A 25,096-nucleotide genomic window follows, 5' to 3' on the forward strand; every position below is an offset into this window, starting at 1 on the left:
GCAGCGAACCCGGAATCCCGAGATTCCGGGTCTGGTCCTTCGGACCATCCCGGAATGACAACGGGGAGGGAGTATCCATGATCGACCACGTCTCCGTCGGTGTCCGCGATCTGGAACGGGCCGCACGGTTTTACGAGCCGACGCTGGCCGCGCTTGGCCTGAGCCGCCTCGTCACGCGGCCGGCGACGATCGGCTTCGGCAAGGCCTATCCCGAATTCTGGATCAATCTGCGCGCCACGATGGCGCAGGTGCCGCATGAGAGCGGCACCCATATCTGCCTGCGCGCGAAGACCACCGCGGAGGTCGATGCCTTTCACGCCGCCGCGCTGGCGTCCGGCGGCCTCTCCGATGGCCCTCCGGGCCTGCGCCCGCACGACCGCGTGCGCTACTATGCGGCCTTCGTCCTCGATCCCGACGGCAACCGCATCGAGGCCGTGACGTTTCCGAGCGAGTAGTAAGGATTTCAGGCTAGCACTTGTCTCGACCCGTCATCCTGAGGAGCGCGTAGCGCGTCTCGAAGGATGCACGGCCACCAGCGGGGCCGTCGTGCTTCGAGACGGCCGCGCTGCGGCCTCCTCAGCATGACGGTCATGGAGCCGAAAGTGCGGCGAACGGTTACAGCCGCCGCGCCACTTCGGGCGCGAGTTCCTTCGCGGCCTCGGGCATGCGTGCCACCGCCGAACGCAGCCGCGGCAGGATCTCATCGACGCGGTCGGCCATCAGCACGTTGATTGGCAGCGTCGGGCGGATGAACTCGGTCATGCGCATGTGGTTCAAAAGCGAGAGCAGGGGCTCCCAGAAATTGTCGATGTTGGCGAGCAGGATCGGCTTGTGGTGACGGCCGAGCTGCTGCCAGGTCAATTGCTCGACCAGCTCCTCGAGCGTGCCGATGCCGCCGGGTAGCGCGACGAACGCATCCGAGCGCTCGAACATCAGGCGCTTGCGCTCATGCATGTCGGGGGTGACGATCATCTCCTGAACCGAAGTCAACGCGTTCTCGCGCGCGCGCAGGAATTCGGGAATGATGCCGGTGACGGAGCCGCCGTGGTCGAGCGTGGACTTCGCGACCGCGCCCATCAGGCCGATCGAGCCGCCGCCATAGACCAGGCGAACGTTGTTTTCGGCAAAGCTCTTGCCGAGCGCGACGGCAGCTTCAACGAAACGGGGATCGTTACCGGGGCCGGAGCCGCAATAAACACAGACAGTCTTGATTTGGTTCATACGTTCCTTGTGGCACTGCAGCGCAAACAGGGTCAAGACTCCCATATGGGGATGGAGAGCCGAAAAATCCCGTAAATTCCCGCGAATCGCGAACAATTTTCGTCATAAGCCTGTACGCCGCGTTCAAACGATCTATATGACGGGCACAATGGCAAACCGTGGAAAAGATGTGGCAGCGGACCGCCGCGCCGTGACCGCGCGGGCGGGCGCCTGATGGTGCCGCCGCAACAGAGTGTGACCGGCGCCGCACAGCCCACGGCCACGCCGCCGGCCGCCGAGAGGGGACGCTGCTCGGCACCCTCGTTCATCTCTGGCCCTACATCTGGCCCGGCGATCGCGCCGATTTGAAGACGCGCGTGATCTGGTCGGTGGTGCTGCTGCTGTTCGCCAAGCTCGCGACGCTGTCGGTGCCGTTCACCTTCAAATGGGCGATCGATGCGCTGAACGGCACCGGCTCGGCGCCGGTCGCGGCCTCGAACTGGGTGGTCTGGCTGATCGCCTCGCCGGTGCTGATGACGATCAGCTACGGCGCGGTGCGCATCATCATGGCGGTGCTGACGCAGTGGCGCGACGGCATCTTCGCCCGCGTCGCCATGCATGCGGTGCGGCGGCTCGCCTATATCACCTTCGTGCACATGCATGAGCTGTCGCTGCGCTTCCATCTCGAGCGCAAGACCGGCGGCCTGACCCGCGTCCTTGAGCGCGGCCGCTCCGGCATCGAGACCATCGTGCGGATGGTGATCCTGCAGTTGATCCCGACCATCGTCGAGGTCGCGCTGCTGGCGGCGGTGCTGCTCTGGCAGTTCGACTGGCGCTACGTGCTCGCGGTGCTGCTCACGGTCGTCGTGTTCATGTACTTCACCTATATCGCGACCGAGTGGCGGATCGAGATCCGCCGCAGGATGAACGATTCCGACACCGAGGCGAACACCAAGGCGATCGACTCGCTGCTCAACTACGAGACGGTGAAATATTTCGGCGCCGAGGAGCGCGAGGCGCGGCGCTACGATCGCTCGATGGAGCGCTACGAGCAGGCCAGCGTGAAGACCTATACCTCGCTCGCGGTGCTCAACACCGGGCAGGCGATCATCTTCACCGCCGGGCTGACCGCGACCATGCTGATGTGCGCGTTCGGCATCCGCAACGGCACCCACACTGTCGGCGATTTCGTGCTGATCAATTCGATGATGATCCAGCTCTACCAGCCGCTGAATTTCATGGGCATGGTCTATCGCGAGATCAAGCAGGCGATCATCGACATCGAGAAGATGTTCGACGTGCTGGCGCGCGATCCCGAGGTGAGGGACATTCCGGGGGCCAAGCCGCTCGCGGTGTCATCCGGCAGCGTGCGGTTCGAGGATGTCCGCTTCTCCTACGAGGCGGACCGGCCGATCCTCAAGGGCCTGAGCTTCGAGGTGCCGGCCGGCAAGACGGTTGCGATCGTCGGTCCCTCCGGCGCCGGCAAGTCGACGATCTCGCGGCTGCTGTTCCGCCTCTACGACGTCTCGAGCGGCCGCATCCTGATCGACGGCCAGGACATCAAGACCGTGACGCAGGCCTCGCTGCGCTCGGCGATCGGCATGGTGCCGCAGGACACCGTGCTGTTCAACGACACCATCCGCTACAACATCCGCTATGGCCGCTGGGATGCCGGCGACGACGAGGTGGAGGAGGCGGCGCGCCTCGCGCAGATCGACGGCTTCATCCGGATGTCGCCGCAGGGCTATGAGACGCAGGTCGGCGAGCGCGGCCTGAAACTCTCCGGCGGCGAGAAGCAGCGCGTTGCGATAGCGCGCACGGTGCTGAAGGCGCCGCCGATCCTGGTGCTGGACGAGGCGACCTCCGCGCTCGACAGCCACACCGAGCACGAGATCCAGGGCGCGCTGGAGCGGGTCTCGCGCAACCGCACCTCGCTGGTGATCGCGCACCGGCTGTCGACCATCGTCGGCGCCGACGAGATCATCGTGCTGGACCAGGGCCGGATCGCCGAGCGCGGCACCCACGCGCGGCTTTTGGCCGCCGACGGCCTCTATGCCAGCATGTGGAACCGGCAACGCGAGGCCGAGGAGGCCCGCGAACGGCTCGCCCAGGTCGATGACGACGGCACCGCGCCGAATTGGCTGCCGCCGGCGGTCACCGAAACGTCGGAGGATTCCAGCCCTGATGCGGGTGAGAAACCCTTGCCGACCGCCGCGGAATAGTCGATTTAGGGCCTCTCCCGCCAAATGGGGCGGGGAAACGCAAGCGAGCTCTGATGTCGATCGCCAATTCCATCCGCGCGCAGATCCCGCCGATCCACCCCGAGGGCTATCCCTTCATTGGCGGCTTCGCTCTGGCGAGCCTGATCCTGTTCTGGATCTGGACCCCGCTGGGCTGGATCGGGACGCTGCTGACCGTCTGGTGCGCGCTGTTCTTCCGCGATCCGGTTCGCGTGACGCCGCTGCGCGACGGCATCGTGGTATCGCCGGCCGACGGCCGCGTCTCGATGGTGGTGCAGGCGCTGCCGCCGGCCGAGCTCGGGCTCGGCGACAAGCCGCTGCCGCGTGTCTCGGTATTCATGAGCGTGTTCAACTGCCATGTGAACCGCAGCCCGGTGGTCGGCCGCATCGACCGCATTGCCTACCGGCCCGGCGCCTTCATTAATGCCGAGCTCGACAAGGCGAGCGAGGACAATGAGCGCAATTCGCTTGTCATCTCGACCTCGAACGGGCGCATCGGCGTGGTCCAGATCGCGGGCCTCGTGGCGCGGCGCATCGTCTGCTTCGTCAAGGAGGGCCAGTCGATCGGCGCCGGCGAGCGCTTCGGGCTGATCCGGTTCGGCTCGCGGCTCGACGTCTATCTGCCCGAGGGCACCAAGGCGCTGGTCTCGGAGGGGCAGACTGCGGTCGCCGGCGAGACGATTCTGGCGGATTTCCGCAACGCCGATCCGGGCCGGACTTACCGCGCCGATTAACTCTGTTTCGCCAGCCCCATCAGCCGGTTCCCACCGCAATGGCGGAGCCGGGCGGCGCTTGCTATATTCACCAGGCCATGACGCCATTCGATCCGAATTCCACCGAGTATCGCCGCCGCCGATTCCGCCCGATCCCGGTGCGGATGCTGGTGCCGAACATGATCACGCTGCTGGCGATCTGCGCCGGCCTCACCGCGATCCGGCTGTCGACGGAAGGACGGATGGAGCTGGCGGTCGCCGCCATCGTGTTCGCCGCGATCCTCGACGGCATCGACGGCCGCGTCGCGCGCATGATCAAGGGCCAGTCGAAATTCGGCGCCGAACTCGACAGCCTCGCCGACTTCGTCAATTTCGGCGTCGCGCCGGGCCTGATCCTGTATTTCTGGCAGCTGCATGAATTGAACAATGGCGGCTGGATCGCCGCGATGGTGTTCGCGATCTCCGGCGGCCTGCGGCTTGCGCGCTTCAATGCCTCGATCGACGATCCGAACAAGCCGGCCTTCGCCGCCAACTATTTCACTGGCGTGCCGGCGCCGGCCGGTGCGATCACCGTGCTGCTGCCGATCTATCTCGCCTTCCTCGGCGTGCCGATGCCGCCGGCGACGCTGACGGCGTTCTACACGCTGTTGATCGCCTTCCTGATGGTGTCGCGGCTGCCGGTGTTCTCCGGCAAGACCGTGAAGATGCGCGTGCCGCCGGAAATGGTGCTGCCGGTGTTCGTGTCGGTGGTGTTCATCGTCGCGCTGCTGATCGGCTATCCCTGGCACATCCTGTCGGCGGGCTCGGTGCTCTATCTGATCAGCCTGCCCTGGGGCTGGAAGTCCTACCGCGACCAGGAGCGCCAGCTTGCCGCGCAGACGCAAGCTGCGGGCGCGCCGGTGGCGGCGACATCGCCTGCGGCTCCCTATGCGTCGCCGGTCGCGGAGAGTGACCACGACGATCGTCCGACGCATCTGCACTGATGCCACTGCGTAACCCGTCATCCTGAGGGCGCGTAGCGCGCCTCGAAGGATGGACGGCCACCAGCGGGGCCGTCGACCCTTCGAGGGCCGCTGAAGAAGCGGCCACCTCCAGCGACAACGGCTACGCCGTTGCGCGGGGGTGACGGTAATAAAGTTTGTTCGCACTTCCCAAATATCAGCCATGAGCGTGCCTCGGTTGGGTTCGCCAGCGATCTCGGCTATAGGCTGAGACGGCCCGCTCGAGCATGATCCGGAAAAGTGGAGACCGGTTTTCCGAAAAGATCATGCTCAAACAAAGAAATGAGATCATCATGCGTTTCCCTGGAAACGCATCATGATCTGACGCCAAAAATCAGGAGAGAAACGCCGTGACGACATCCGCTTCCGCCCCGCTTCCTGCTTCCGTCCTTGAAGCGTTGGCGCGCTACGACACGCCGACGATCTGCAACGCGATGGAGATCGTCGCGCCGGAGCGCCGTCTGATCGGCTACACCGTGAAGCCGCTGGTCTGCCCGTTCCCGACCCTGCCGCCGATGGTCGGCTACGCCCGCACCACGACGATCCGCTCGGTGCTGAAATCCGGTCTCTCGGCCGAGGAGCAGTCGAAGCGCCGCATCGAATATTACGAATATGTCGGCACCGGCTTCGGCCCGCGCATCTCTGTCATCCAGGACATCGATGGTCCGGACGTCGGCTACGGCGCATTCTGGGGCGAGGTGCAGAGCAACGTGCACAAGGCGCTCGGCTGCCTCGGCGTCATCACCGACGGCTCGATCCGCGACATCCCGCAATGGGCGCCGGGCTTCCAGGCGCTGGCCGGCTCGATCGGCCCGTCGCACGCCTGGGTGCATGCCGAGAGCTTCGGCGGCGAGGTCCGCGTCGCCGGCATGACGGTGCGTTCCGACGATCTGATCCACGCCGACAGCCACGGCGCGATCGTGATCCCCTATGAAGTCGCGGCGAAGCTGCCCGAGGCCGCCGAACTCTGCGGCCGCCGCGAGACCCCGATCCTGGACATCGCGCGTTCCAAGGATTTCTCGCTCGAGAAGCTCAAGGACGCGCTGAAGCGTTCAGCGGAAATCCACTGAGGCAGCACGCGTTGTCGATTTGCAGAACGGCGGGCCGAAGGGCCCGCCGTTTTGCTTTCGGTGTCAGGCCGGCGCAACCTTCGCGATCTCGTTCGCCCCGCGAACCGTCATGTCGATGGCGACATAGAGGATCACGGCGAGGCCGACATAGGCGATCCAGCGGTGGTTCTGCAGCAGCCGCGCGATGAAGGAGGCCGCCGCGCCCATCATCGCGATCGAGAGCGCGAGGCCGAACACCAGCACGATCGGCTGCTCCCGCGCCGCACCCGCGACCGCCAGCACGTTGTCGAGCGACATCGAGACGTCGGCAACGATGATCTGCGTGGTGGCCTGCCACAGCGTCTTGCGCTGGCCCTTTGCGCCATCGGCATGGTCGGCCGTGGTCTCGTGCGCGTCGGCGCGCAGCTCGCGCCACATCTTCCAGCACACCCACAACAGCAGGATGCCGCCGGCCAGCAGCAGGCCGACGATCTGCATCAGCTGCGTGGTGACCAGGGCGAACATGATGCGCAGCAGTGTCGCGGCACCGATGCCGATCAGGATCGCCTTGCCGCGCTGTTTCTCCGGCAGGCCGGCCGCGGCAAGGCCGATCACGACGGCGTTGTCGCCGGCCAGCACGAGGTCGATGACAACGACTTGCAGCAATGCGCTGAGGGCGTCGAGTGAAAACAACTCGGGCGAAAATAGTTCGGACATGGGTCATGTTCCCCTTGAGGTCGGGGAGCGGACCCTTTCGACGAAACCGGCTCTTGCCGTCATGCGAACGGCAAATCCACCGCGACGCTTATCCGCGTCGCGGGTCGAAGCAGGGCCACTCCAACTGAGTTCCAGTCCGACATCGCAGCTTGTGGCTGCCAGAGGGCCCGGCCTGGGATTACGGTCGTGACACCGGACGCATTGCTGCTTCTTCCTCGAAGAACAGCGCCGCCTGATCCGGTTCGCCGAGGATCGCCGCTGCGCACCCCATGAAGGTGAACGCGCCGGCAAAATCCCACAGCGTGAGGTTCGCCACGGTTGAGCGCACGTGGATCACGCGCGCCGCAATCGCGGCAATGGCTGCCTGGACGAACAACAACAGGCTGAGCACGGGCAGCACGAGTGCGGGCTCAACCAGACGGAGCGTCAGGACGATCGGCAGCGCGGTCAGCGCGCCGAACAACAGCAGCATGCCGAACGGCTCCAGAGAGGGAGTCTTTCGCAGCATCGTGTCTGGAATGATCGAGGACATTCCGGTCCTTTACCGATCCTGACTTGTCGTTCACGTCGAGGATATCAGAACGCGATCTCCTTGACGCGCGACGCGGCGCCGCGCGACCGCCGGCCGCGCGACAAGATGTACGTATGCGGTTCCGGAGAAGGCCCGAGCCCCCCGGGGCGGGATCTGGACGCCATTTTGGCGCCGCCGGCGCGGTGGCATGCCATGGCAAAGTCCGCGCGGCGCCTTTATCTTTGCTGACAGCGCTGGGCGAACGATCGAAAGGCAATTTCGATGAATATGGCAGGCAAGACGGTGCTGATCACCGGTTCCACCGACGGCGTCGGCCGCTACGTCGCGATGAAGCTGGCGTCGGCCGGCGCCCGGGTCCTGATCCACGGCCGCGATACCAAGCGGGCGCAGACGCTCGCCGACGAGATCAAGCGCCTCAGCGGCCGCGAGCCGATGTTCTACCAGGCCGATCTGTCCTCGCTCGCCGAGGTCCGCGAGTTCGCCCAGCTGGTGCTCGACGACCAGGAACGCCTTGATGTGTTCGTCAGCAACGCGGGCATCGGTTCGCAAAACGAGGGGCCGGCGCGGCAGACCAGCAAGGACGGCCACGAGCTGCGCTTCGCGGTCAACTATCTCGCCGGCTTCCTGCTCGCGCATCTGTTGCTGCCGCGGCTCAAGGCGAGCGCGCCGGCGCGCATCGTCAATGTCGCGTCGCTCGGCCAGCACCCGATCGATTTCGGTGACGTGATGATCACGAAGAACTACAGGCGGTGCGCGCGCCTATGCGCAGAGCAAGCTGTCGCAGATCATGTTCACCATCGACCTGGCCGCGGAGCTGGAAGGCTCCGGCGTGACCGTCAACTCGCTGCACCCCGCGACCTACATGAACACCACGATGGTGCGCGCCAGCGGCGCGACGCCGATCTCGACCGTCGAGCAGGGCGGTGATGCCATCCTGCGTCTGGTCCAGGACGACGATGTGGCAGGCCGGAGCGGGCTGTTCTTCGACGGCAAGCGCGAGGCGCGCGCCCATGCCCAGGCCTATGACGCCGAGGCGCGCAAGCGGCTCAAGGCGTTGAGCCTGACGCTCACCGGGCTGCGGGCTTCCTGATCCGGCGCGAGACCGGCGCACTTTGGACGCGACCTTGGGCGCGGATCGCCTCGAACAGGCGCTTGCATGCGGCCGGAACGCCGCGATCCGGCACCGTTGCAATGCCGAGCAAGAGACCCGGCTGCGCGCGCTTCGGTGAGACATACCAGGGCGAGAGCGGGGCGGGCGCCAGCCCGTGCGCGAGCAGTGCCCTGACGATCTCGACATCGGCGGTCTTGTCCGGCAGCGTCAGCATGACGGCGAGGCCGGCAACCTGCACGTCGTTGCTCCAGCTCCGTAGCGCCGTCGTTAGCGCATTGCGGTTGTCGCAATAGGCCCGCTTGGTTCGCCTGAGATGGCGGATGTAGTGACCGTCGCGCATGAACTCCGCGGTGGACAGCTGCACCGCTGGGCCGGGAGCGGGGACCAGGCACGTCGCGACATCGGCGAACTGCGCCGCCAACGGCTCCGGAGCAACCAGGAAGCCGAGGCGAAGCGTCGGCGAGATCGTCTTGCTGAAGGAGCCGAGATGGATCACCCGGCCGGCGCGATCGAGCGAGGCAAGCGCCGGCGCGGCACGGCCATCGAGCTGCAACTCACCGAGATAGTCGTCCTCGATGATGAAGGCTCCGGTTTGGGCGGCCCAGTCGAGCAGCTGCGCGCGACGTTGCGGCGACAGCGACGGGCCGAGCGGCGCCTGCTGGCCCGGGGTCACGACCGCGAGTGCCGCGTCGGGGGCGTGCTTGAGACCGTACTCGACATCGATGCCGTTGGCATCGACGGGGATCGGGACGACCTCCAGCCGGCCGAGCTCGAGGCCCTTTCGCGTCAATGGAAATCCCGGGTCTTCCATCCACGCGCGGCGGCCTTCGAGGCCGAGCACGCGCAGCGCGAGGCCGAGTCCTCCGCTGAATCCCGAGGTGATGACGATCTGCGCGGGCGAGCATTCGAGCCCGCGCGCGATCGCGAGATGCGCCGCGATCTCGCGTCTCAATTCGAGCTCGCCGCGTGGATCGACATAGCGCATCACCGCGCTCAATTCCGCCCGGACGGCGCGCGCGCGGATTCGCGCCAGCAGCTTGGCGGGGAGGCTATCCTGCGCGGGGAGGCCCATCCGAAAGTGTCCCTGGCCGCTCAGATCGCGAAACATCTCCACGACCGATCCGGGAGCGACCGGCGCATCGGGCTTGGCGGCCTTCCTGGGCCGCCTCGCGACGGTGGTGCCGCCCGCCTTCGACGACACGATGTGCTGGGCGTCCGACAGCTTGTCATAGGCCGCCCGCACGGTGCCGCGCGCAACGCCGAGCTGCGCGGCAAGGTCGAGCCACGATGGCAGCCGGGCGCCCGGCACCAGCACGCCGTTGTCGATCGCCGCCGCGATCGCTCTGCGGATCTGCTCGGAGAGCGGCGTCCTGGCCGACCGGTCGAGCGCGATGGGAAGCGGGTTGGACATGGCCCGTGGTACACCAATTCGGTTCATTCTTGGTGCTTCTTTTTGGCCATGCGTGCCCGCATCTATCCGGTAGCAATGGAGGCACGAGATGAAGACCTTGATGACGACGCTGCTGGCCTGCGCGGCGCTTGCGACCCCGGTGATGGCGCAATCGGTGACGCCGAAGTTCGAGCACATGATCACGAACATTCCCGGCAAGTCGCTGATCGCGGTCGAGGTCAACTTTCCGCCCGGCGAGCCGTCGGCGCCGCATCATCACGCCAAATCGGCGTTTCTCTATGTCTACGTGCTCCAGGGCGCGATCGAGAGCCAGCTGGAAGGCGAGGTCGCGCATGTCTATCGGGCCGGCGACAGCTTCTTCGAGCCGCCCGGCGCGCATCACGTGCTCGGGCGCAACGCGAGCGCGACCGAACCGGCGAAGCTGCTTGCGGTGTTCGTCGTCGACAGCAACGACAAGGCGCTGACTGTGTTCGACAAGGAAGGACACAAGCAATGAGCATGCGGATCGATTACAACAAGGTCGCCCCCGCGGGCATCAAGGCGCTCGGTGGCGTCTATGGCTACATCACGCAAAGCGGGCTTTCCGCGCAGCTCGTCGAACTGGTCTATCTGCGGATATCGCAAATCAACGGCTGCGCCTATTGCCTGGACTCGCATACCCGCAGCTTGCGGAAGATGGGCGTCAAGGTCGAGAAGCTTGCGGTGCTGCAGGTCTGGCGCGAGGCGGGCGAGCTGTTCGACGCAGAGGAACGCGCCGCGCTGGCCTGGGCGGAAACCGTCACCCGCGTGGCGGAGACCGCGATTCCGGACGACGCGTATGAAGCGGCGCGCGCCACCTTCAGCGAGAAGCAACTGGTCGACCTGACCATCGCGATCGGCCTGATGAACACCTACAACCGGATCGCAATCGGCTTCCGCAACCCGCCGCAGGCTGTGGTCGAGCATTCCGCTGCGGCGGCTTGAGGACTTAGTAGGGTGGGGTGGCCGCCCACGATCGCCGTCGTTCGACAAGCGATGCTGCAAGGCGTAACCCACCGCTTTTGCCGCACACAAGATGGTGGGTTACGCTGAGTTTATCATCGGGCCGCGCCTTGCGCAGACCGTTGGTTAACTCACCCTACAAGCCTCACTTCGCCTCGACAGGCTTCTGCGCGAACTGCGGAAAGGTCTCGGCCACGACAGGCCCATCCAGCCGCCATGAATAGCAGCCGCCGACGAAGAATGGCGGCTCGGTGACATCGCGCTGGTGATCGAGCGCGCCGCGGCCCTGCGGGTCCTTGCCGGAGGTTGCGGTCTGGAACAGCGTCGTCACCGCCGGACCCAGCAGCTCGGCGAGATGGGTGCAGGTTTCGAGCTTGCCAATCTTGCGACGGACCAGTTCGCGCCAGCCCTTGCCGATGCGTTCGCCGACCAGGCGCTGCAAGATGCCCTCGACGTCGAGGCAGGACGGGTAGGGCGTTGAGGCCATCGTGGTGCCGGTCTCGCGGATCGTAAAACTGTCGTCGACCGCGAGCCGCAGGCGGATGTCGTGCACGGGATCGTCGGGCTGCTGCAGCCCGCGATGCTTGTCCTGTCGGGCATAGGGTTTGGTGTCGACCAGCTGCGCCTCGACTTCCCACAATCCGTCATCACGGAGATAGCCGAGACATTCGACGGAGCGGCGGTGCATCAGGCGGCGGGGCTTGCCGTCGGTATTGGTATCGGGTGCGGACATCGGAACTCGCTGGATTGAATCTCGAACCGATCCAATCGGCCATGTGCTCCGATGTCAACGCTCGCGGTCGAATGGCGTCATGAGACATCGTCATTCCGGGATGGCGCGTTAGCGCCAGACCCGGAATCTCGAGATTCCGGGTTCGATGCTTCGCATCGCCCCGGAATGATGGGGGTGACGTTGAGAGCTGTCCCTCAGCTCACCCGCCGTTCGCGGTTCTCCCAATACGGCTTTCTGAGCTCGCGCTTTAAGATCTTGCCGGCGCCGGAGAGCGGCAGCGGCGTCGAGGTGATGTCGACGCTGCGCGGGCATTTGTAGCCGGCGATCAGCACCTTGCAGTGCTCCATCAGCTCTTCCGGCGTGGCGCTGGCGCCGCTCTTCATCACCACGACGGCGTGAACCTGCTCGCCCCAGCGTTCGCTCGGGATCCCGATCACGGCGCATTGCGCCACCGCCGCGTGCTGGGCGAGCGCGTTCTCGACCTCGGCCGAATAGACGTTCTCGCCGCCGGAGATGATCATGTCCTTGACGCGGTCGACGACGTAGATGAAGCCGTCCTCGTCCATGTAGCCGCCGTCGCCGGTGTGCATCCAGCCGTTGATCACGGCGCGCGCGGTCTCCTCCGGACGCTCCCAATAGCCCATCATCACCATGTCGCCACGCACCGCGATCTCGCCGACGGTGCCCGTCGGTACGACCTTGTCCTCCGCATCGACGATCTTGACCTCGGCGCCAAGCGTCGCCCGGCCGGCGCCGCGGTGCCGGCCCTTGGCGCGGCCGTCGCCGATATGCTCCTTCCAGTGCAGCAGGGTCGCGATCGGCGACAGCTCGGTCATGCCGTAGGCTTGCGTGAACTCGACATGCGGCAGCGCCTTCATGGCGCGCATCAGCACGGCGTCGCTGATCACAGAGGCACCGTAGGAGATCCGCTTCAAGGACGACAGGTCGTAATTGCCGAGCGTCGGGTGATCGACGAACATCTGGATCATGGTCGGCACCAGCAGCACGTCGGTGATGCGCTCCTTCTGCACGGCGGCCGCGACGCCGTCAGGCGTAAAGCCCTGGATTACGACGTTGGATCCTCCGGACAGCAGCACCGAATACATCGCCGCGCCATTGGCGAGGTGGAACATCGGCGCCGCATGCAGATAGATCGTGCTGCTCGGCCATAGGCCTTCGCCGAGCGCGTTGAGCGCGTTGGCCATCAGATTGCCGTGGCTCAGCATCACGCCCTTGGAGCGGCCGGTGGTGCCGCCGGTGTAGAAGATGCCGGCAAGGTCGTCGCGGCTGCGCATCGCATCCGGAACAGGCGCGCTGCGCGCGATGAGCGTCTCGTAATTCTCCATGCCGGCAGGCGTGTCGCCCTCGTCGGCATAGACCAGCCGCAGGCCGGGGACGGCGCCTGCCAGCGCCGTGCCGACCGGCGCGAACGCCCTGTCGACGAACAGGATCGTTGCGCGGCAGTCGCGCAGCGCGTCCTCGTTCTCGATCGGAGACCAGCGGATGTTGAGCGGCACGATCACGGCGCCGGCCCAGCCGACGGCGAGGTAGAGCCCGAGATAGCGGTCGGAGTTCAGCGACAGGATCGCGACGCGGTCGCCGTCCTGGGCGCCGAGGCCGCGGATCGCGGCGGCGAGGCGGGCGACGCGTTCGCCGACCTCGCGCCAGTTGCGCCGCCGCTCACCGCAGACGACCGCGAGCCCGTTTGGATTGACCTGCAGCGCGCGCCGCAGTCCGTGCGTGATGTTCACTCGTCTCCTCCCTTGATGCGTTTCCCTTGCGAGGCGGTTTGTCCGCCTTCTCGTGCGCCGTTGTCTTGCGCGTTGATGTCATTTGCGTTGTTGTCTTGGCGATGCCTTCGGTGAGGCGGATCGCGAATTCCTCAGCGACGGCACGTCCGCTCAGCTCGCCGCCCGGCTGGAACCAGTGGCCGATCCAGTTCAGCGAGCCGGCGATCGCGAAAGCCGCGAGCTTCGGGTCGCACGGTTTCACCGAACCGTCTTCGACGCCCTGTGCGATATAGTCGCGGAAGGCGCGGTCGATCCGCCGCTTGGCAGTCTGCACGATCTTGCGGTTGTCCTCGCTGAGATCGCGGATGTCGAAGCGGACCAGGCTCTTGCCGTAGTCCGCGGTCATCAGCTCGGCATAGCGGACGGTGAGCTTGCGCAGCTTGTCGAGCCCCGAGCCGCCGCCCGCCGACGTCTCGGCAATGCATTCGTCGACCAGCTCATTGCCGATCGACCAGCACTCGAACAGGATCTCGTCCTTGCCGCGGAAGTAGTTGTAGAGCGCCGGCTTGGTGATGTTGAGCCGCTTGGCGACGTCGTTCAGCGTGGCACGGTGATAGCCCTGTTCAAGGAACAGGGCTACGGCCGTGCGCAGCACCGCCTCGCGCTTCTCGTCGCGGGCGCGGCGCCGGCTTTCGAATGGCAGCCATGGCAACTCGTTGCTGGAAGAGGGGGAGTGGGCGTCCATCGCGTCGGCTGTTGTCGCATTGACTCCGGAAGATCGCCCGTATATTACCCATGGGTAACAAATAGTCCAGTGGGTAATTTCCGGGAGGACACGCGATGACGTCACGCACCTATATTGCCGGGGTCGGCATGATCCCGTTCGTCAAGCCCGGCGCCAATGCGCCGTATCACGTGATGGGCGCCGAAGCGGCGAAGCTGGCGCTCGCCGACGCCGGGCTCGACTACGGCCGCGTGCAGCAGGCCTATGTCGGCTACGTCTATGGCAACTCCACCTGCGGGCAGCGCGCGCTCTATCCGGTCGGCATGACCGGCATCCCGATCGTCAACGTCAACAACAACTGCTCGACCGGCTCGACCGCGCTGTTCCTGGCGCGGCAGGCGATCGAGTTCGGGCGCGGCCGATTGCGTGATGGCGCTCGGCTTCGAGCAGATGAAGCCCGGCGCGCTCGGGGCCGTGTTCACCGACCGTCCCAGTGCGTTCGACGATTTCGACGCCGCGGCCGACAAGCTGGTCGACGCGCCCGGCGTGCCGCTGGCGCTGCGCTATTTCGGCGGCGCCGGCCTCAGCCACATGAAGAAATACGGCACGCCGCTCTCCGCCTTTGCAAAAGTGCGCGCCAAGGCGAGCCGTCATGCCAAGAACAATCCGCTGGCGCTGTTCCGCAAAGAGGTCACCGCCGACGACGTGATGAACGACCAGGTGATCTGGCCTGGCGTGATGACGCGGCTGATGGCGTGCCCGCCGACCTGCGGCGGCGCCGCCGCGATCCTGGTCTCGGAGAAATTCGCCGACCGGCACGGCCTCAACAAGCAGGTCCGCATCGCGGCGCAGGCGATGACGACCGACACGCCCTCGACCTTCGGTGCGTCAGACATGATGCAGGTGGTCGGCTACGACATGGCGCGGGATGCCGCGCGCAAGGTCTATGAGGCCGCCGGCATCGGGCCTGATGATCTCGACGTCGTCGAGCTGCACGACTGCTTCGCGCACAACGAGCTGATCACCTATGAGGGGCTCGGCCTGTGCGGCGAGGGCGAGGCCGCGAAATTCATCGACGACGGCGACAACTCCTATGGCGGCAGGATCGTCACCAACCCGTCCGGCGGGCTGCTGTCGAAGGGTCATCCGCTCGGCGCCACCGGGCTTGCGCAGTGCTATGAGCTGACGCGGCAGTTGCGCGGCACCGCTGCGGCGACGCAGGTGGAGGGCGCGCGGGTCGGCTTGCAACACAATCTCGGCCTCGGCGGCGCCTGCGTCGTGACGCTCTACGAACGCGCTTGAGGTACTCATGGTCGATCAATCCGCTGTCGGGCGTACATTTACGCCCGTGACCGCGCGCGTCGAGCCGGGGCGGCTGCGCTTCTTCCTCGATACGCTCGGTGAGACGAATGCCGTCTATCGCGACGAGACGGCCGCGCAGGCGGCCGGCTTCACGGCGGCGCCGGTGCCGCCGACCTATCTGTTCTGCCTCGAGATGATGGATGCGCCGGACCCGTTCGAGTTCCTCACGGCGCTCGACATCGATCTGGCGCGCGTGCTGCACGGCGAGCAGCGCTTCGACTATCATGCGCCCGTCGTGGTCGGCGACACCCTGACCTTCCGCCCGCGCGTCACTGGCGTGACCGACAAGAAGGGCGGGGCGATGACGCTGATCGTGGTCGACACCCCGGTCACCAACCAGAACGGTGTCCATGTCGCCGATGTCTCGCGCACCGTCGTGGTACGCAATGCGAGACCGTCATGAGCAGCTCTCCCTCTGTCGGCGACCGCATCGTCCACAAGGAGTTTCCACCGATCACCCGCCATCGCCTCGCGCTGTATTGCGGCGCCTCCGGCGATCACAATCCGATCCATGTCGACATCGATTTCGCGAAGGCGGCCGGCTTCCCCGACGTGTTCGCGCACGGCATGCTGGTGATGGGCTATCTCGGCCAGGCGCTGACCGACGCGGTGGCGCCGTCGCGCATCCGCTCGTTCTCGACCCGCTTTGCGGCGATCACCCAGCTCGGCGCGAAGCTGACCTGCGAGGGCACGGTGACCGAGCTGGTCGAGCAGGGCGGTGAGAGGCGCGCAAAACTCGCGCTGACCACCAGGGATCAGAACGGCGAGATCAAGCTCGCCGGCGAGGCGGTTATCGCGCTGTAGCGCGAAAGGTCTCGCCACGAAGGATTGTGCGCTCCCTCGCCCCGCTCTTGCGGGGAGAGGGTTGGGGTGAGGGGCTGCTTCCGCGCACTCTGGAGGTGGTGAGACCTGTACCCCCTCACCCGGAACGCATCTGACGATGCGTTCCGACCTCTCCCGCAAGCGGGGCGAGGTGAGGCGGGCATACCGCAAAGATCACGTTGTTTAAGGGAGGTTTGAATGTCAAAGCTGCAAGGCAAAGTCGCGCTCGTCTCAGGCTCCGGCCGCGGCATCGGGCGCGCGATTGCGCTGAAGCTCGCGAACGAGGGCGCGCGCGTCGTGGTCAACGACCTCGATGCCGAGCCGGGCGATGCGGTCGTCGCGGAGATCAAGGCCATGGGCGGCGAGGCGATCGCGGTCAATGGCAGCGTGACCGAAGCCGGCTTTGCCGATCGCTTCGTCGGCGCCGCGATCGAGCAGTTCGGCGGTCTCGACATCATCGTCAACAATGCCGGCTACACCTGGGACTCGACGATCCAGAAGATGACCGACGAGCAGTTCCAGGCGATGCTGGACGTCCATCTGGTCGCCCCGTTCCGCATCATGCGCGCGGCGTCGGAGCCGATCCGGGTGATGGCGAAGAGGGAGGCCGAGGCGGGCCGCGAGGTATTCCGCAAGGTCGTCAACATCTCCTCGATCGCGGGCCTCTACGGCAATGCCGGGCAGGCGAGCTATTCGTCCGCCAAAGCCTCGCTGATCGGGCTGACGCGCACGATGTGCAAGGAGTGGGGCCGCTACAAGGTCAACGTCAATTGCGTGGCGTTCGGCCTGATCAACACCCGCCTGACCCAGCCGATCGAGACCCAGCAGAAAACCATCGACGTCGCCGGCCGCGACATCAAGGTCGGCGTCCAGCCGCAGATGCTGGAGGCGATGGGCCGCATGATCCCGCTCGGCCGCGGCGGCACGCCGGAGGAGGCGGCCGATGCGGTCTATCTGTTCTGCGCTCCGGAATCGAATTACATCAGTGGTCAGGTGATCGTCGCCGGCGGCGGTCTTCTGATTTAACACGAGGGCAGAATGCACTACCGATCGTCCTGGATGACCGAGGAGCTGGACACTTTCCGAGACCAGTTCCGCAAATTCCTCGCCAAGGATCTGGCGCCGCACGCCGAAAAATGGCGCGAGCAGAAGCTGGTCGATCGCTCGGCGTGGCGCGCGCTCGGCGAGATGGGCGCGTTGCTGCCGAGCGTGCCCGAGGCCTATGGCGGCTTAGGGGCCAGCTTCGCCTATGACGCCGCGGTGCTCGATGACCTCGAGAGCACGGTGCCGGAGCTGACCACCGGCGTCTCCGTGCACAGCGCGATCGTCGCGCACTACATCGTCAACTATGGCTCGGAGGAGCAGAAGAAACGCTGGCTGCCGAAGATGGCGTCGGGCGAGATGGTCGGTGCCATCGCGATGACCGAGCCGGGCACCGGCTCCGATCTGCAGGCCGTCAAGACCACGGCGAAGAAGCATGGCAATTCCTACGTCATCAACGGCCAGAAGACTTTTATCACCAACGGCCAGGCCGCCGATCTCGTCATCGTGGTCGCGCGGACCGGTGCTCCGGGCGCCAAGGGCATCTCGCTGATCGTGGTTGAGACCGCGGGCGCCGAGGGCTACCGCCGCGGGCGCAACCTCGACAAGATCGGGCTGCACGCATCAGACACGTCGGAGCTGTTCTTCGACAACGTCACGGTGCCGCCGGAGAACCTGCTCGGAGCCGAGGAGGGCAACGGATTCGTGCAGCTGATGCAGCAATTGCCGCAGGAGCGGCTGTCGCTCGCGATCGGCGCGGTGGCCTCGATGGAGCGCGCGGTCAGGATCACCGCCGAGTACACCAAGGAGCGCACCGCGTTCGGCAAGCCGCTGCTCGAATTCCAGAACACCGCCTTCAAGCTCGCCGAGCGCAAGACTGAGGCGATGATCGCCCGCGTGTTCGTCGACTGGTGCGTCGAGCGCCTGGTCGCCGGCGACCTCGACACCGTGACGGCGTCGATGGCGAAATGGTGGTGCTCGCAGAAGCAGGTCGAGACCGCCGACGAATGCCTGCAGCTGCATGGCGGCTACGGCTACATGCAGGAATATCCGATCTCGCGCATGTTCATCGATTCCCGCATCCAGAAGATCTATGGCGGCACCAACGAAATCATGAAGCTCCTGATCGCGCGTTCGCTGTAGGCGGGCGCGTCTTTGGCCGCCATTCCGGGGCACGCGAAGCGTGAACCCGGAATCTCGAAGTTGCGGCTCGAGATTCCGGGTTCGATGCTCGCGCATCGCCCCAATGACGCGGAGGGGTGAGTGCGCGCTCATCTCCTTCGGCCGTGCGCCGCTACATCGCCCGTACGTTCTTGAGGAACTTGTCGACCTGAACTTCCAGCTCTGAGGCGTTGCTGGCGAGCTCTCCGGAGGCCGCCAGCACGTTCTCGGCGGCCTTGCTGGCATCGTCGATCGCCTTGGTCGTGCCGTTGATGTTTGCGGTGACCTCCTTGGTGGCCGCGGCCTGTTCCTCGACCGCGCTGGCGATCACGGTCGAGATCTCGCTGATCTGGACGATGACCTGCGAGATCGCCTTCAGCGCCGTGGCGGTGTTGCCGGTCGCGGCCTGCATCTCGTTGATCTGCGCCGAAATGTCTTCCGTGGCCTTGGCGGTCTGGTTGGCCAGCGCCTTCACCTCGGAGGCGACGACGGCGAAGCCGCGTCCGGCCTCACCGGCCCGCGCGGATTCGATGGTTGCGTTGAGCGCAAGCAGGTTGGTCTGGCCGGCGATCTGGCTGATCAGGGCGACGACGTCGCCGATCTTCTGCGCCATGGTCACGAGACCCGCGACCAGCTTGTCGGACTTCTCGGCTTCGTCGACCGCCATGCGGGCAATGCGGCTCGCCTCGGCAACCTGGCGGCTGATCTCGTTGACCGAGGACGACAGTTCCTCGGACGCGGACGCCGCGCTCGCCGAGCGCTGATTGACGAATTCGGCGGTCGTCGTCAGCGATCGCGCCGTGCCCTGCATTTGCGTCGAGGCCGACGCCAGCATCCCCGCAAGCCCCTTCACGTCCTTCTCGAAATCGTCGGCTAGCTTCACATTGCCTGTCACGACCGACCAGCTCAGCATCGCACCGGTGTAGTTGCCGCGCTTGTCGGTCAGCCTGGAGACCCGCAGGTCGAGCGTTTCCGGACCGAGCTTGATCTTGGCCGCATGCGGCAGGTTCTTGGGATCGCCGACGATGCGGCGCTGGTGCGCCGGGTTCTTGTGGAAGATGTCGAACGAGTTGCCGAGGATCTTGTCCGGCGCCACGGGAAGCAGATGCTTCACGGTGTCGAGCGTCTTGAGGCTGGTCTGGTTGATGTAGGTGATGTTGAAATCGGTGTCGCACATCATGATGTTGATCGGCATGTTGTCGAGCATCTGCAACAGCCGTTCGGTCTGCGTTTCAAGCCGCGCCTTCTCGGTCGCCAGCTCCCAGGTCAGCATCGGGCCAGTGTAGCGGCCGCGCGAATTGGTCATCGCCGTCACGGTGAGATCGAGCGTCTCGCCGCCGATGGTGATGCGCGCCTTGTGCGGCAGGTTCTTCGGGTCGGACAGCAGCCGGCGCTGATGCTGCGGGTTCTTGTGAAAGATATCGATCGATTGCCCGATCAACGCGTCGACCTTCACCGGCAGCACATGCTCGATCTTCTTCAGGTTATGCCGCGTCGACTCGTTGATGTAGGTGATTCTGAAATTGTCCAGCTCGCAGAGCATGACACTGATCGGCATGTCGTCGAACAGCCGGTACGAACTGTCCGCGCCGATCACGCTTGCGACGCTCTTCATTCCCAACATGCATTGCCTCCAGCCTTGATAATGATCTTGGTGAATTGAAACGGTGCACCTGATCGGCAGCGGAATGCCTTCCACCGCCGGCCCCACGCAGGTGCGCTACACTATTTACAATTTCTGACTGCATGGAACGGTAGGCGATTCGAGTTCCACCAAGAAGGGCGTGCAATGCGCCGCGTGCGCTCGCGCAAGGTCGAACGCGCGATGCTCGCGATGAGCGCAGCCGAAAATGTCGTGCAACACCGCGATTTGTCGTGAAATCCGCGTGATCCTGCGACGAAGATGCGAAGCGGCCGATCGCTGCACCGTAATCTTACGGAAGCAGACGCGTGCGCTCATAATGATTGTTAGCGTGCACATAACGTGGTGGCTCATGCAGATTGTGCCACCCATCGCGCAGCGGAGTGCTCCTGATTTCAATCGTGTCGGCGGCCACGCGCTGTCGGTCTTGGCGATGTGGCGTGCGATCATTCTTTCGCCTGCGCTCTGTGGCGTCGGTCGGCGCCTCGTGATGACAGGGCTGCCGCATCGTCGATGCGGGTGTTCGTGAAAGAAGCTCGCCCAAGTTGATCATGCCGCGCGAGACCCGATCGGGGTCACAGACCGGCGTCGTGACATCGGTCCCGCGCGAGCGCAACGAGAGCCGGCCGACGGTGACCCGCGTTGCTTGCTGGCCGGCGGCTTCAATCCTGCCGGCGATCGTCCGCTCTGCGGAAATCGATGACGAAACTGCGTTGCCCATTGCCTACCGCATGGCTTGACGCCGCTGCGCCCGCGAGACGCAGCTTCGGCCTTGCACCCCATTTCCGTCTATCATACCCCGTGGGACCACGATCCGCGCGAAGCCCAAACGCGCGCCAGTACTTGCAGGGAGCCCTCATGACCAAAAGCAATGCCCGCACCGGAGGCCAGATCCTGATCGACCAGCTGGTCGCGCAAGGGGTGGAGCGCGTCACCTGCGTGCCGGGCGAGAGCTATCTGGCGGCGCTCGACGCCTTGCACGACAGCCCGATCGACGTCGTGATCTGCCGCGCCGAGGGCGGGGCCGCGATGATGGCGGAGGCCTATGGCAAGCTGACGGGACGTCCGGGCATCTGCTTTGTCACCCGCGGTCCGGGCTCGACCAATGCCGCCCATGGCGTGCACATCGCGATGCAGGACTCCACCCCGATGATCCTGTTCGTCGGCCAGGTCGACACCGGCATGCGCGAGCGCGAGGCATTCCAGGAACTCGACTACAAGGCGGTGTTCGGCACGATGGCGAAATGGGCGGTCGAGATCGATCGTCCGGATCGCATTCCGGAACTCGTCGCGCGCGCCTTCCGCGTCGCGCTGCAGGGCCGGCCCGGTCCGGTGGTGATCTCGCTGCCGGAGAACATGCTGACTGAAACCGCCGCGGTCGCCGACGCGCCGAAGGTCGAGCCTGCGGCGACCTGGCCTGCGCCGGCCGATCTCGAGCGCCTCGGCAGCATGCTCGCCGGCGCCAAGGCGCCGATCGTGGTGCTCGGTGGCTCGGCCTGGACCGCGGAGGCCGCCAAGGGCATCGCGCGCTTCGCCGAGCGCTTCGACCTGCCGGTTGCCACCTCGTTCCGCCGCGCCTCGCTGTTCGACGCCGACCACTCGCATTATGCCGGCGATCTTGGCATCGGCCCGAGTCCGAAGCTCAGGGATCGCATCACCGGCGCCGACGTCATCCTCCTGATCGGCGGCCGCATGTCGGAAATGCCGTCCTCGTCCTACACGCTGCTCGACATTCCGGTGCCGAGCCAGAAACTGATCCATGTCCATCCCGGCGCCGAGGAGCTCGGCCGTGTCTACCAGCCGGCGCTGGCGATCCAGGCGACGCCTGCGGCCTTTGCCGCCGCGGTCGAGACCATGATGCCGGCGGCAGTGCCGGCCTGGAAGGGCGAGGCGGCCAAGGCGCACGCGGATTACCTCGCCTGGACCGACAAGCCGCGCGAGCTGCCGGGCAGCTTCCAGTATGGCGAGGTCGTGACCTGGCTGCGCGATCGCCTGCCGAAGGATGCCATCGTCTGCAACGGCGCCGGCAATTATGCCGGCTGGATTCACCGCCACCATCGCTTCCACGCTTTCGCCGCGCAGCTCGCGCCGACCTCGGGCTCGATGGGCTACGGCGTGCCGGCGGCTGTGATGGCCAAGCGGCATCATCCGGACCGGGTCGTCGTGGCGTTCGCCGGCGACGGCTGCTTCCTGATGAACGGGCAGGAGTTCGCCACCGCCGTGCAGTATGACGCGCCGCTGATCGTCGTCGTCATCGACAACGCGCAATACGGCACCATCCGCATGCATCAGGAGCGCGACTATCCGGGCCGCGTCGTCGGCACCCAGCTCAAGAACCCGGACTTCGCGCTTTACGCCAAGGCGTTCGGCGGCCATGGCGAGCGGGTCGAGCGCACCGAAGACTTCGCGCCCGCGTTCGAGCGCGCGCTGGCCTCCGGCAAGCCCGCGATCCTGCACTGCCTGGTCGATCAGCGTGCGCTGTCGGTCGGCAAGGATTTTGCGCCGCAGGCCACGCGCTAGGGCATGATCCGGAAAAGTGCGAAGCGGTTTTCCGAGGAGATCATGCCCAGACAAAAGTCCCGTCACGTCGCGATCATCGGGGCCGGCGCGGTCGGCGTCATCAGCGCCATCGAGGCGCTGCGTGCGGGCCACAGCGTAACCTTGATCGATCCGGGCGAGCCCGGCGGCACCCAGGCGGCGAGCTACGGCAATGCCGGTTGGCTGTCGTCGCATTCGGTGATCCCGCCGGCCGAGCCGGGCACCTGGAAGAAGGTGCCGGGCTATCTGATGGATCCGCTCGGGCCGCTGGCGATCCGCTGGTCGTATCTGCCGAAGGCCTTGCCGTGGCTGGTCAAGTATCTGCTGTCGAGCCGGACCGAGGCGCAGGTCGAGGCCACCGCGCGGGCGATGCGCGATCTCCTGAAGGATGCACCGCTGCTGCACCGGCAGCTCGCCGAGGAAGCCGGCGTGGGCGAATTGATCGAGCGGCGCGGGGTGATGCATGTGTTTCCCTCACGCGCGCCGTTCGACCGCGATCTCGGCTGGCGTATCCGCAAGCGCGTCGGCATCGAATGGCTGGAACTCGATGAAGACGAGATGCGCCAGCGCGAGCCCGATCTGCATCCGCGCTACAAATTCGGCGTCGTGGTGGAGGAGGCGGGCCGCTGCCGCGATCCCGGCGCCTATGTCGCGGCGCTTGCCGCGCACGCCGTCGCGAACGGCGCCGAACGCGTCGCCGCCAAGGCAACGGGCCTCAGGCTTGCCGGTGACAGGCTTGTCGCTGTGATCACCGAGAGCGGCGAGATCGCCTGCGACGCCGCCGTCGTCGCCGCGGGCGCGCGCTCCAGGCAATTGACCGCCTCGATCGGCGATCCGCTGCCGCTGGAGACCGAGCGCGGCTATCACGTCATGATCGAAAATCCGGAATCCGGCCCGCGCAATTCGATGATGGCCTCCGATGCCAAGATGGTCGTCAACTGGACCGACAAGGGCCTGCGCGCCGCCGGCACGGTGGAGATCGCGGGGCTTGACGCCGCGCCGAACTGGAAGCGCGCCGAAATCCTGCGCGAGCACCTCTTCAGTATGTTCCCGAAGCTGCCGACGGATATTCCGCCATCGCGGATCAAGACCTGGTTCGGCCATCGGCCGAGCATGCCGGACGGGCGCCCCTGCATCGGTTATGCCCGTGCCACGCGCGATGTGGTCTACGCCTTCGGCCACGGCCATGTCGGCCTGGTCGGATCGGCCCGGACCGGCCGGCTGGTCGCGCAACTCCTGAGCGGCAAGGCGCCGGAGATTCCGCTCGCCCCGTTTGCGCCCTCGCGCTTCCTGTAGGAAGCAACGGCGGCGAAGCCTCAGCTGTCGCCGGCCCAGGCCGTGATCGCGGCCGGTGCGATCACGCGTCGCGGTGCGTGCGGATTGATCGTTCCGGCGCTGACGTCCTGCGTCTGAACGAGCAGCGTGCGCGCAAACGCCTTGGCGTCCTGCTCGGTCGTGAAGGTACGGGTCTGGCGCGCGAAGCGGTGATGTCCGGCGTCAGGATTTCGCATGGCGAACGAGACGTACCAGATGGCCTTGTCGGTCTTCATCGCGCCTCTTTGGTGGTAATCCGCCCGCGCGATCGCGACGTGATGCTCGATGCTCGATGTGCAAAAAGTGCCAAGACAAAGAATCCTGAAATACAACACATTGCGGCGAATAGGCTCCTCGGCGAACCAGCAATGCTACAGCATCGGCACGTCTACCGATACTGGCGGCATATTACCTGCCAACCGATGGGTGAAATGACAATGCGCCGTTGCGACGTTGGTTCCATCCGGCAAATTGCCATGTCGGACGAGGCGCTGGTCGCGGTCCGCGAGGGCGAAGCGGCGGCCCTGAAGCCCGTGAACTGGTGGCGAGCCGTCACGACAAGTGTCGATACTTTCGAACGCTCGACGTAGGCCTCGCTAGATGACTTGGTCCTCCTTGCGGGCTGCGTTGATGGTTTCCTCCACCTCGGCGGCAAGGGCCGTGAGATGTTCGGCGAGCTTGCTGAACAACTCGCGCTTGCGCATGTCAGTCGCCAGGTCTCGGATCAACGCACATTCCGCCGCGTCGCGGCGAAGCTTTTCGAGATGCGTCAGCATGTCCTGCATTTTTCGTCCCCGAATGCCGTACTCCGCAACGCTAAGGCGGCACAGAACCGCGTAACAATAACCTGTGATAATTTTCGCGAACCTTGGCGAGGGTCGCGTATTTTTCTGACCCTCAAGGCAAGCTTGGCTTGCGACATTCAGTGTCGTCCCTGCGAAAGCAGGGACCCATAACCACAAGCGCTGATTGGTGTGCTTCGCTGGAATGACGAGCCCTGTTCACGACGTCCGCCGCGGCGTATGGGTCCCTGCTTTCGCAGGGACGCAGCGAGGATGAGGCGATAGCGCTGCC

25 protein-coding genes and 2 pseudogenes are annotated in these 25,096 nt (G+C 65.7%); 16 read left to right on the forward strand and 11 right to left on the reverse strand.

Features of this window, described 5'->3' with window-relative positions; genetic code table 11:
• Positions 1-77 precede the first annotated feature (77 nt).
• The gene (locus ACSKB9_RS40865; protein WP_229192507.1) at positions 78-455 is read left to right on the forward strand and encodes a VOC family protein; all 378 of its coding nucleotides are present in this window, start codon (positions 78-80) and stop codon (positions 453-455) included.
• Between the two features lie 160 nt (positions 456-615).
• Here ACSKB9_RS40865 and ACSKB9_RS40870 read toward each other — a convergent pair whose 3' ends face one another.
• Positions 616-1,221 carry a TIGR00730 family Rossman fold protein gene (locus ACSKB9_RS40870; protein ID WP_438079884.1) on the reverse strand — a complete coding sequence of 202 codons (606 nt, stop codon included), beginning with the start codon at positions 1,219-1,221 and terminating at the stop codon, positions 616-618.
• Positions 1,222-1,508: 287 nt separating this feature from the next.
• Between ACSKB9_RS40870 and ACSKB9_RS40875 the strand changes: the two genes are divergently transcribed.
• The 4 genes from ACSKB9_RS40875 (at position 1,509) to ACSKB9_RS40890 (ending at position 6,224) form a co-directional block, all read left to right on the forward strand.
• The gene (locus ACSKB9_RS40875) at positions 1,509-3,422 is read left to right on the forward strand and encodes an ABCB family ABC transporter ATP-binding protein/permease (RefSeq protein ID WP_438080614.1); all 1,914 of its coding nucleotides are present in this window, start codon (positions 1,509-1,511) and stop codon (positions 3,420-3,422) included.
• Between the two features lie 53 nt (positions 3,423-3,475).
• Positions 3,476-4,174 carry a phosphatidylserine decarboxylase gene (locus tag ACSKB9_RS40880; RefSeq protein WP_016846296.1) on the forward strand — a complete coding sequence of 233 codons (699 nt, stop codon included), beginning with the start codon at positions 3,476-3,478 and terminating at the stop codon, positions 4,172-4,174.
• A 38-nt stretch (positions 4,175-4,212) separates the two neighbouring features.
• On the forward strand, positions 4,213-5,136 hold the full coding sequence (gene pssA, locus ACSKB9_RS40885) for a CDP-diacylglycerol--serine O-phosphatidyltransferase (RefSeq protein ID WP_438079886.1): 924 nt from the start codon (positions 4,213-4,215) through the stop codon (positions 5,134-5,136).
• A gap of 368 nt (positions 5,137-5,504) precedes the next feature.
• Positions 5,505-6,224 (forward strand): RraA family protein, encoded by a 720-nt coding sequence (locus ACSKB9_RS40890; RefSeq protein ID WP_028344569.1) that lies wholly within the window; start codon positions 5,505-5,507, stop codon positions 6,222-6,224.
• 63 nt (positions 6,225-6,287) lie between these two features.
• On the opposite strand, the gene ACSKB9_RS40895 is transcribed toward ACSKB9_RS40890, so the two are convergent.
• The gene (locus ACSKB9_RS40895) at positions 6,288-6,920 is read right to left on the reverse strand and encodes a TerC family protein (protein WP_438079888.1); all 633 of its coding nucleotides are present in this window, start codon (positions 6,918-6,920) and stop codon (positions 6,288-6,290) included.
• A gap of 178 nt (positions 6,921-7,098) precedes the next feature.
• Positions 7,099-7,392 carry a hypothetical protein gene (locus ACSKB9_RS40900; RefSeq protein WP_229159760.1) on the reverse strand — a complete coding sequence of 98 codons (294 nt, stop codon included), beginning with the start codon at positions 7,390-7,392 and terminating at the stop codon, positions 7,099-7,101.
• Between the two features lie 321 nt (positions 7,393-7,713).
• Here ACSKB9_RS40900 and ACSKB9_RS40905 point away from each other — a divergent pair.
• Positions 7,714-8,542, forward strand: a pseudogene (locus tag ACSKB9_RS40905) (SDR family NAD(P)-dependent oxidoreductase).
• Here ACSKB9_RS40905 and ACSKB9_RS40910 read toward each other — a convergent pair.
• On the reverse strand, positions 8,520-9,974 hold the full coding sequence (locus ACSKB9_RS40910; protein ID WP_438079890.1) for a PLP-dependent aminotransferase family protein: 1,455 nt from the start codon (positions 9,972-9,974) through the stop codon (positions 8,520-8,522). The pseudogene ACSKB9_RS40905 and the gene ACSKB9_RS40910 sit on opposite strands and share 23 nt — an antisense overlap.
• Before the next feature lie 88 nt (positions 9,975-10,062).
• Between ACSKB9_RS40910 and ACSKB9_RS40915 the strand changes: the two genes are divergently transcribed.
• Both ACSKB9_RS40915 and ACSKB9_RS40920 read left to right on the forward strand, forming a co-directional pair.
• Positions 10,063-10,470: a cupin domain-containing protein gene (locus ACSKB9_RS40915; RefSeq protein ID WP_253609167.1), complete on the forward strand. Its 408-nt coding sequence runs from the start codon at positions 10,063-10,065 to the stop codon at positions 10,468-10,470.
• Positions 10,467-10,937, forward strand: coding sequence for a carboxymuconolactone decarboxylase family protein (locus ACSKB9_RS40920; RefSeq protein ID WP_438079892.1), 471 nt, complete (start codon positions 10,467-10,469; stop codon positions 10,935-10,937). Before ACSKB9_RS40915 ends, ACSKB9_RS40920 begins: the two co-directional genes overlap by 4 nt.
• 163 nt (positions 10,938-11,100) lie before the next feature.
• Here the strand turns inward: ACSKB9_RS40920 and ACSKB9_RS40925 are convergent, their stop codons facing one another.
• The 3 genes from ACSKB9_RS40925 to ACSKB9_RS40935 all read right to left on the reverse strand — a co-directional run bounded on the left by ACSKB9_RS40925 (position 11,101) and on the right by ACSKB9_RS40935 (position 14,163).
• Positions 11,101-11,688, reverse strand: coding sequence for a DUF2889 domain-containing protein (locus ACSKB9_RS40925; protein ID WP_438079894.1), 588 nt, complete (start codon positions 11,686-11,688; stop codon positions 11,101-11,103).
• A 194-nt stretch (positions 11,689-11,882) separates the two neighbouring features.
• Positions 11,883-13,439 (reverse strand): long-chain-fatty-acid--CoA ligase, encoded by a 1,557-nt coding sequence (locus ACSKB9_RS40930; RefSeq protein ID WP_438079896.1) that lies wholly within the window; start codon positions 13,437-13,439, stop codon positions 11,883-11,885.
• A complete protein-coding gene (locus ACSKB9_RS40935) occupies positions 13,369-14,163 on the reverse strand; it encodes a TetR/AcrR family transcriptional regulator (protein WP_438079898.1) in 795 nt (264 codons plus the stop codon). Before ACSKB9_RS40935 ends, ACSKB9_RS40930 begins: the two co-directional genes overlap by 71 nt.
• A gap of 95 nt (positions 14,164-14,258) precedes the next feature.
• Here ACSKB9_RS40935 and ACSKB9_RS40940 point away from each other — a divergent pair.
• The 5 genes and pseudogenes from ACSKB9_RS40940 (at position 14,259) to ACSKB9_RS40960 (ending at position 18,510) form a co-directional block, all read left to right on the forward strand.
• Positions 14,259-15,444: pseudogene (locus ACSKB9_RS40940) on the forward strand (lipid-transfer protein).
• A gap of 7 nt (positions 15,445-15,451) precedes the next feature.
• On the forward strand, positions 15,452-15,907 hold the full coding sequence (locus tag ACSKB9_RS40945; RefSeq protein WP_028344581.1) for a MaoC family dehydratase N-terminal domain-containing protein: 456 nt from the start codon (positions 15,452-15,454) through the stop codon (positions 15,905-15,907).
• Entirely contained in the window at positions 15,904-16,308 is a 405-nt protein-coding gene (locus ACSKB9_RS40950) for a MaoC family dehydratase (RefSeq protein ID WP_225641440.1), read from the forward strand. Before ACSKB9_RS40945 ends, ACSKB9_RS40950 begins: the two co-directional genes overlap by 4 nt.
• Positions 16,309-16,524: 216 nt before the next feature.
• Positions 16,525-17,352, forward strand: coding sequence for an SDR family NAD(P)-dependent oxidoreductase (locus ACSKB9_RS40955; protein ID WP_253609161.1), 828 nt, complete (start codon positions 16,525-16,527; stop codon positions 17,350-17,352).
• Positions 17,353-17,364: 12 nt separating this feature from the next.
• Positions 17,365-18,510, forward strand: coding sequence for an acyl-CoA dehydrogenase family protein (locus ACSKB9_RS40960; RefSeq protein ID WP_225641438.1), 1,146 nt, complete (start codon positions 17,365-17,367; stop codon positions 18,508-18,510).
• 151 nt (positions 18,511-18,661) lie between these two features.
• Here the strand turns inward: ACSKB9_RS40960 and ACSKB9_RS40965 are convergent, their stop codons facing one another.
• Together ACSKB9_RS40965 and ACSKB9_RS40970 are read right to left on the reverse strand one after the other, a co-directional pair.
• On the reverse strand, positions 18,662-20,152 hold the full coding sequence (locus tag ACSKB9_RS40965) for a methyl-accepting chemotaxis protein (RefSeq protein ID WP_438079901.1): 1,491 nt from the start codon (positions 20,150-20,152) through the stop codon (positions 18,662-18,664).
• Between the two features lie 310 nt (positions 20,153-20,462).
• The gene (locus ACSKB9_RS40970; RefSeq protein WP_438079903.1) at positions 20,463-20,891 is read right to left on the reverse strand and encodes a hypothetical protein; all 429 of its coding nucleotides are present in this window, start codon (positions 20,889-20,891) and stop codon (positions 20,463-20,465) included.
• Positions 20,892-21,028: 137 nt separating this feature from the next.
• Between ACSKB9_RS40970 and ACSKB9_RS40975 the strand changes: the two genes are divergently transcribed.
• Entirely contained in the window at positions 21,029-22,690 is a 1,662-nt protein-coding gene (locus ACSKB9_RS40975; protein ID WP_253587145.1) for a thiamine pyrophosphate-binding protein, read from the forward strand.
• A gap of 42 nt (positions 22,691-22,732) precedes the next feature.
• Positions 22,733-24,004: an NAD(P)/FAD-dependent oxidoreductase gene (locus ACSKB9_RS40980; protein WP_438079905.1), complete on the forward strand. Its 1,272-nt coding sequence runs from the start codon at positions 22,733-22,735 to the stop codon at positions 24,002-24,004.
• Positions 24,005-24,024: 20 nt separating this feature from the next.
• Here ACSKB9_RS40980 and ACSKB9_RS40985 read toward each other — a convergent pair whose 3' ends face one another.
• Positions 24,025-24,258 (reverse strand): hypothetical protein, encoded by a 234-nt coding sequence (locus ACSKB9_RS40985; protein ID WP_057019701.1) that lies wholly within the window; start codon positions 24,256-24,258, stop codon positions 24,025-24,027.
• A gap of 42 nt (positions 24,259-24,300) precedes the next feature.
• Between ACSKB9_RS40985 and ACSKB9_RS40990 the strand changes: the two genes are divergently transcribed.
• A complete protein-coding gene (locus tag ACSKB9_RS40990) occupies positions 24,301-24,612 on the forward strand; it encodes a hypothetical protein (protein ID WP_229189756.1) in 312 nt (103 codons plus the stop codon).
• 6 nt (positions 24,613-24,618) lie between these two features.
• Here ACSKB9_RS40990 and ACSKB9_RS40995 read toward each other — a convergent pair whose 3' ends face one another.
• Positions 24,619-24,807, reverse strand: a complete 189-nt coding sequence (locus ACSKB9_RS40995) for a hypothetical protein (protein ID WP_016848414.1) — start codon at positions 24,805-24,807, stop codon at positions 24,619-24,621.
• Positions 24,808-25,096: the final 289 nt, after the last annotated feature.

It is taken from the genome of Bradyrhizobium sp. BR 1433 (assembly GCF_051547665.1).
Taxonomy (GTDB): domain Bacteria; phylum Pseudomonadota; class Alphaproteobacteria; order Rhizobiales; family Xanthobacteraceae; genus Bradyrhizobium; species Bradyrhizobium australafricanum.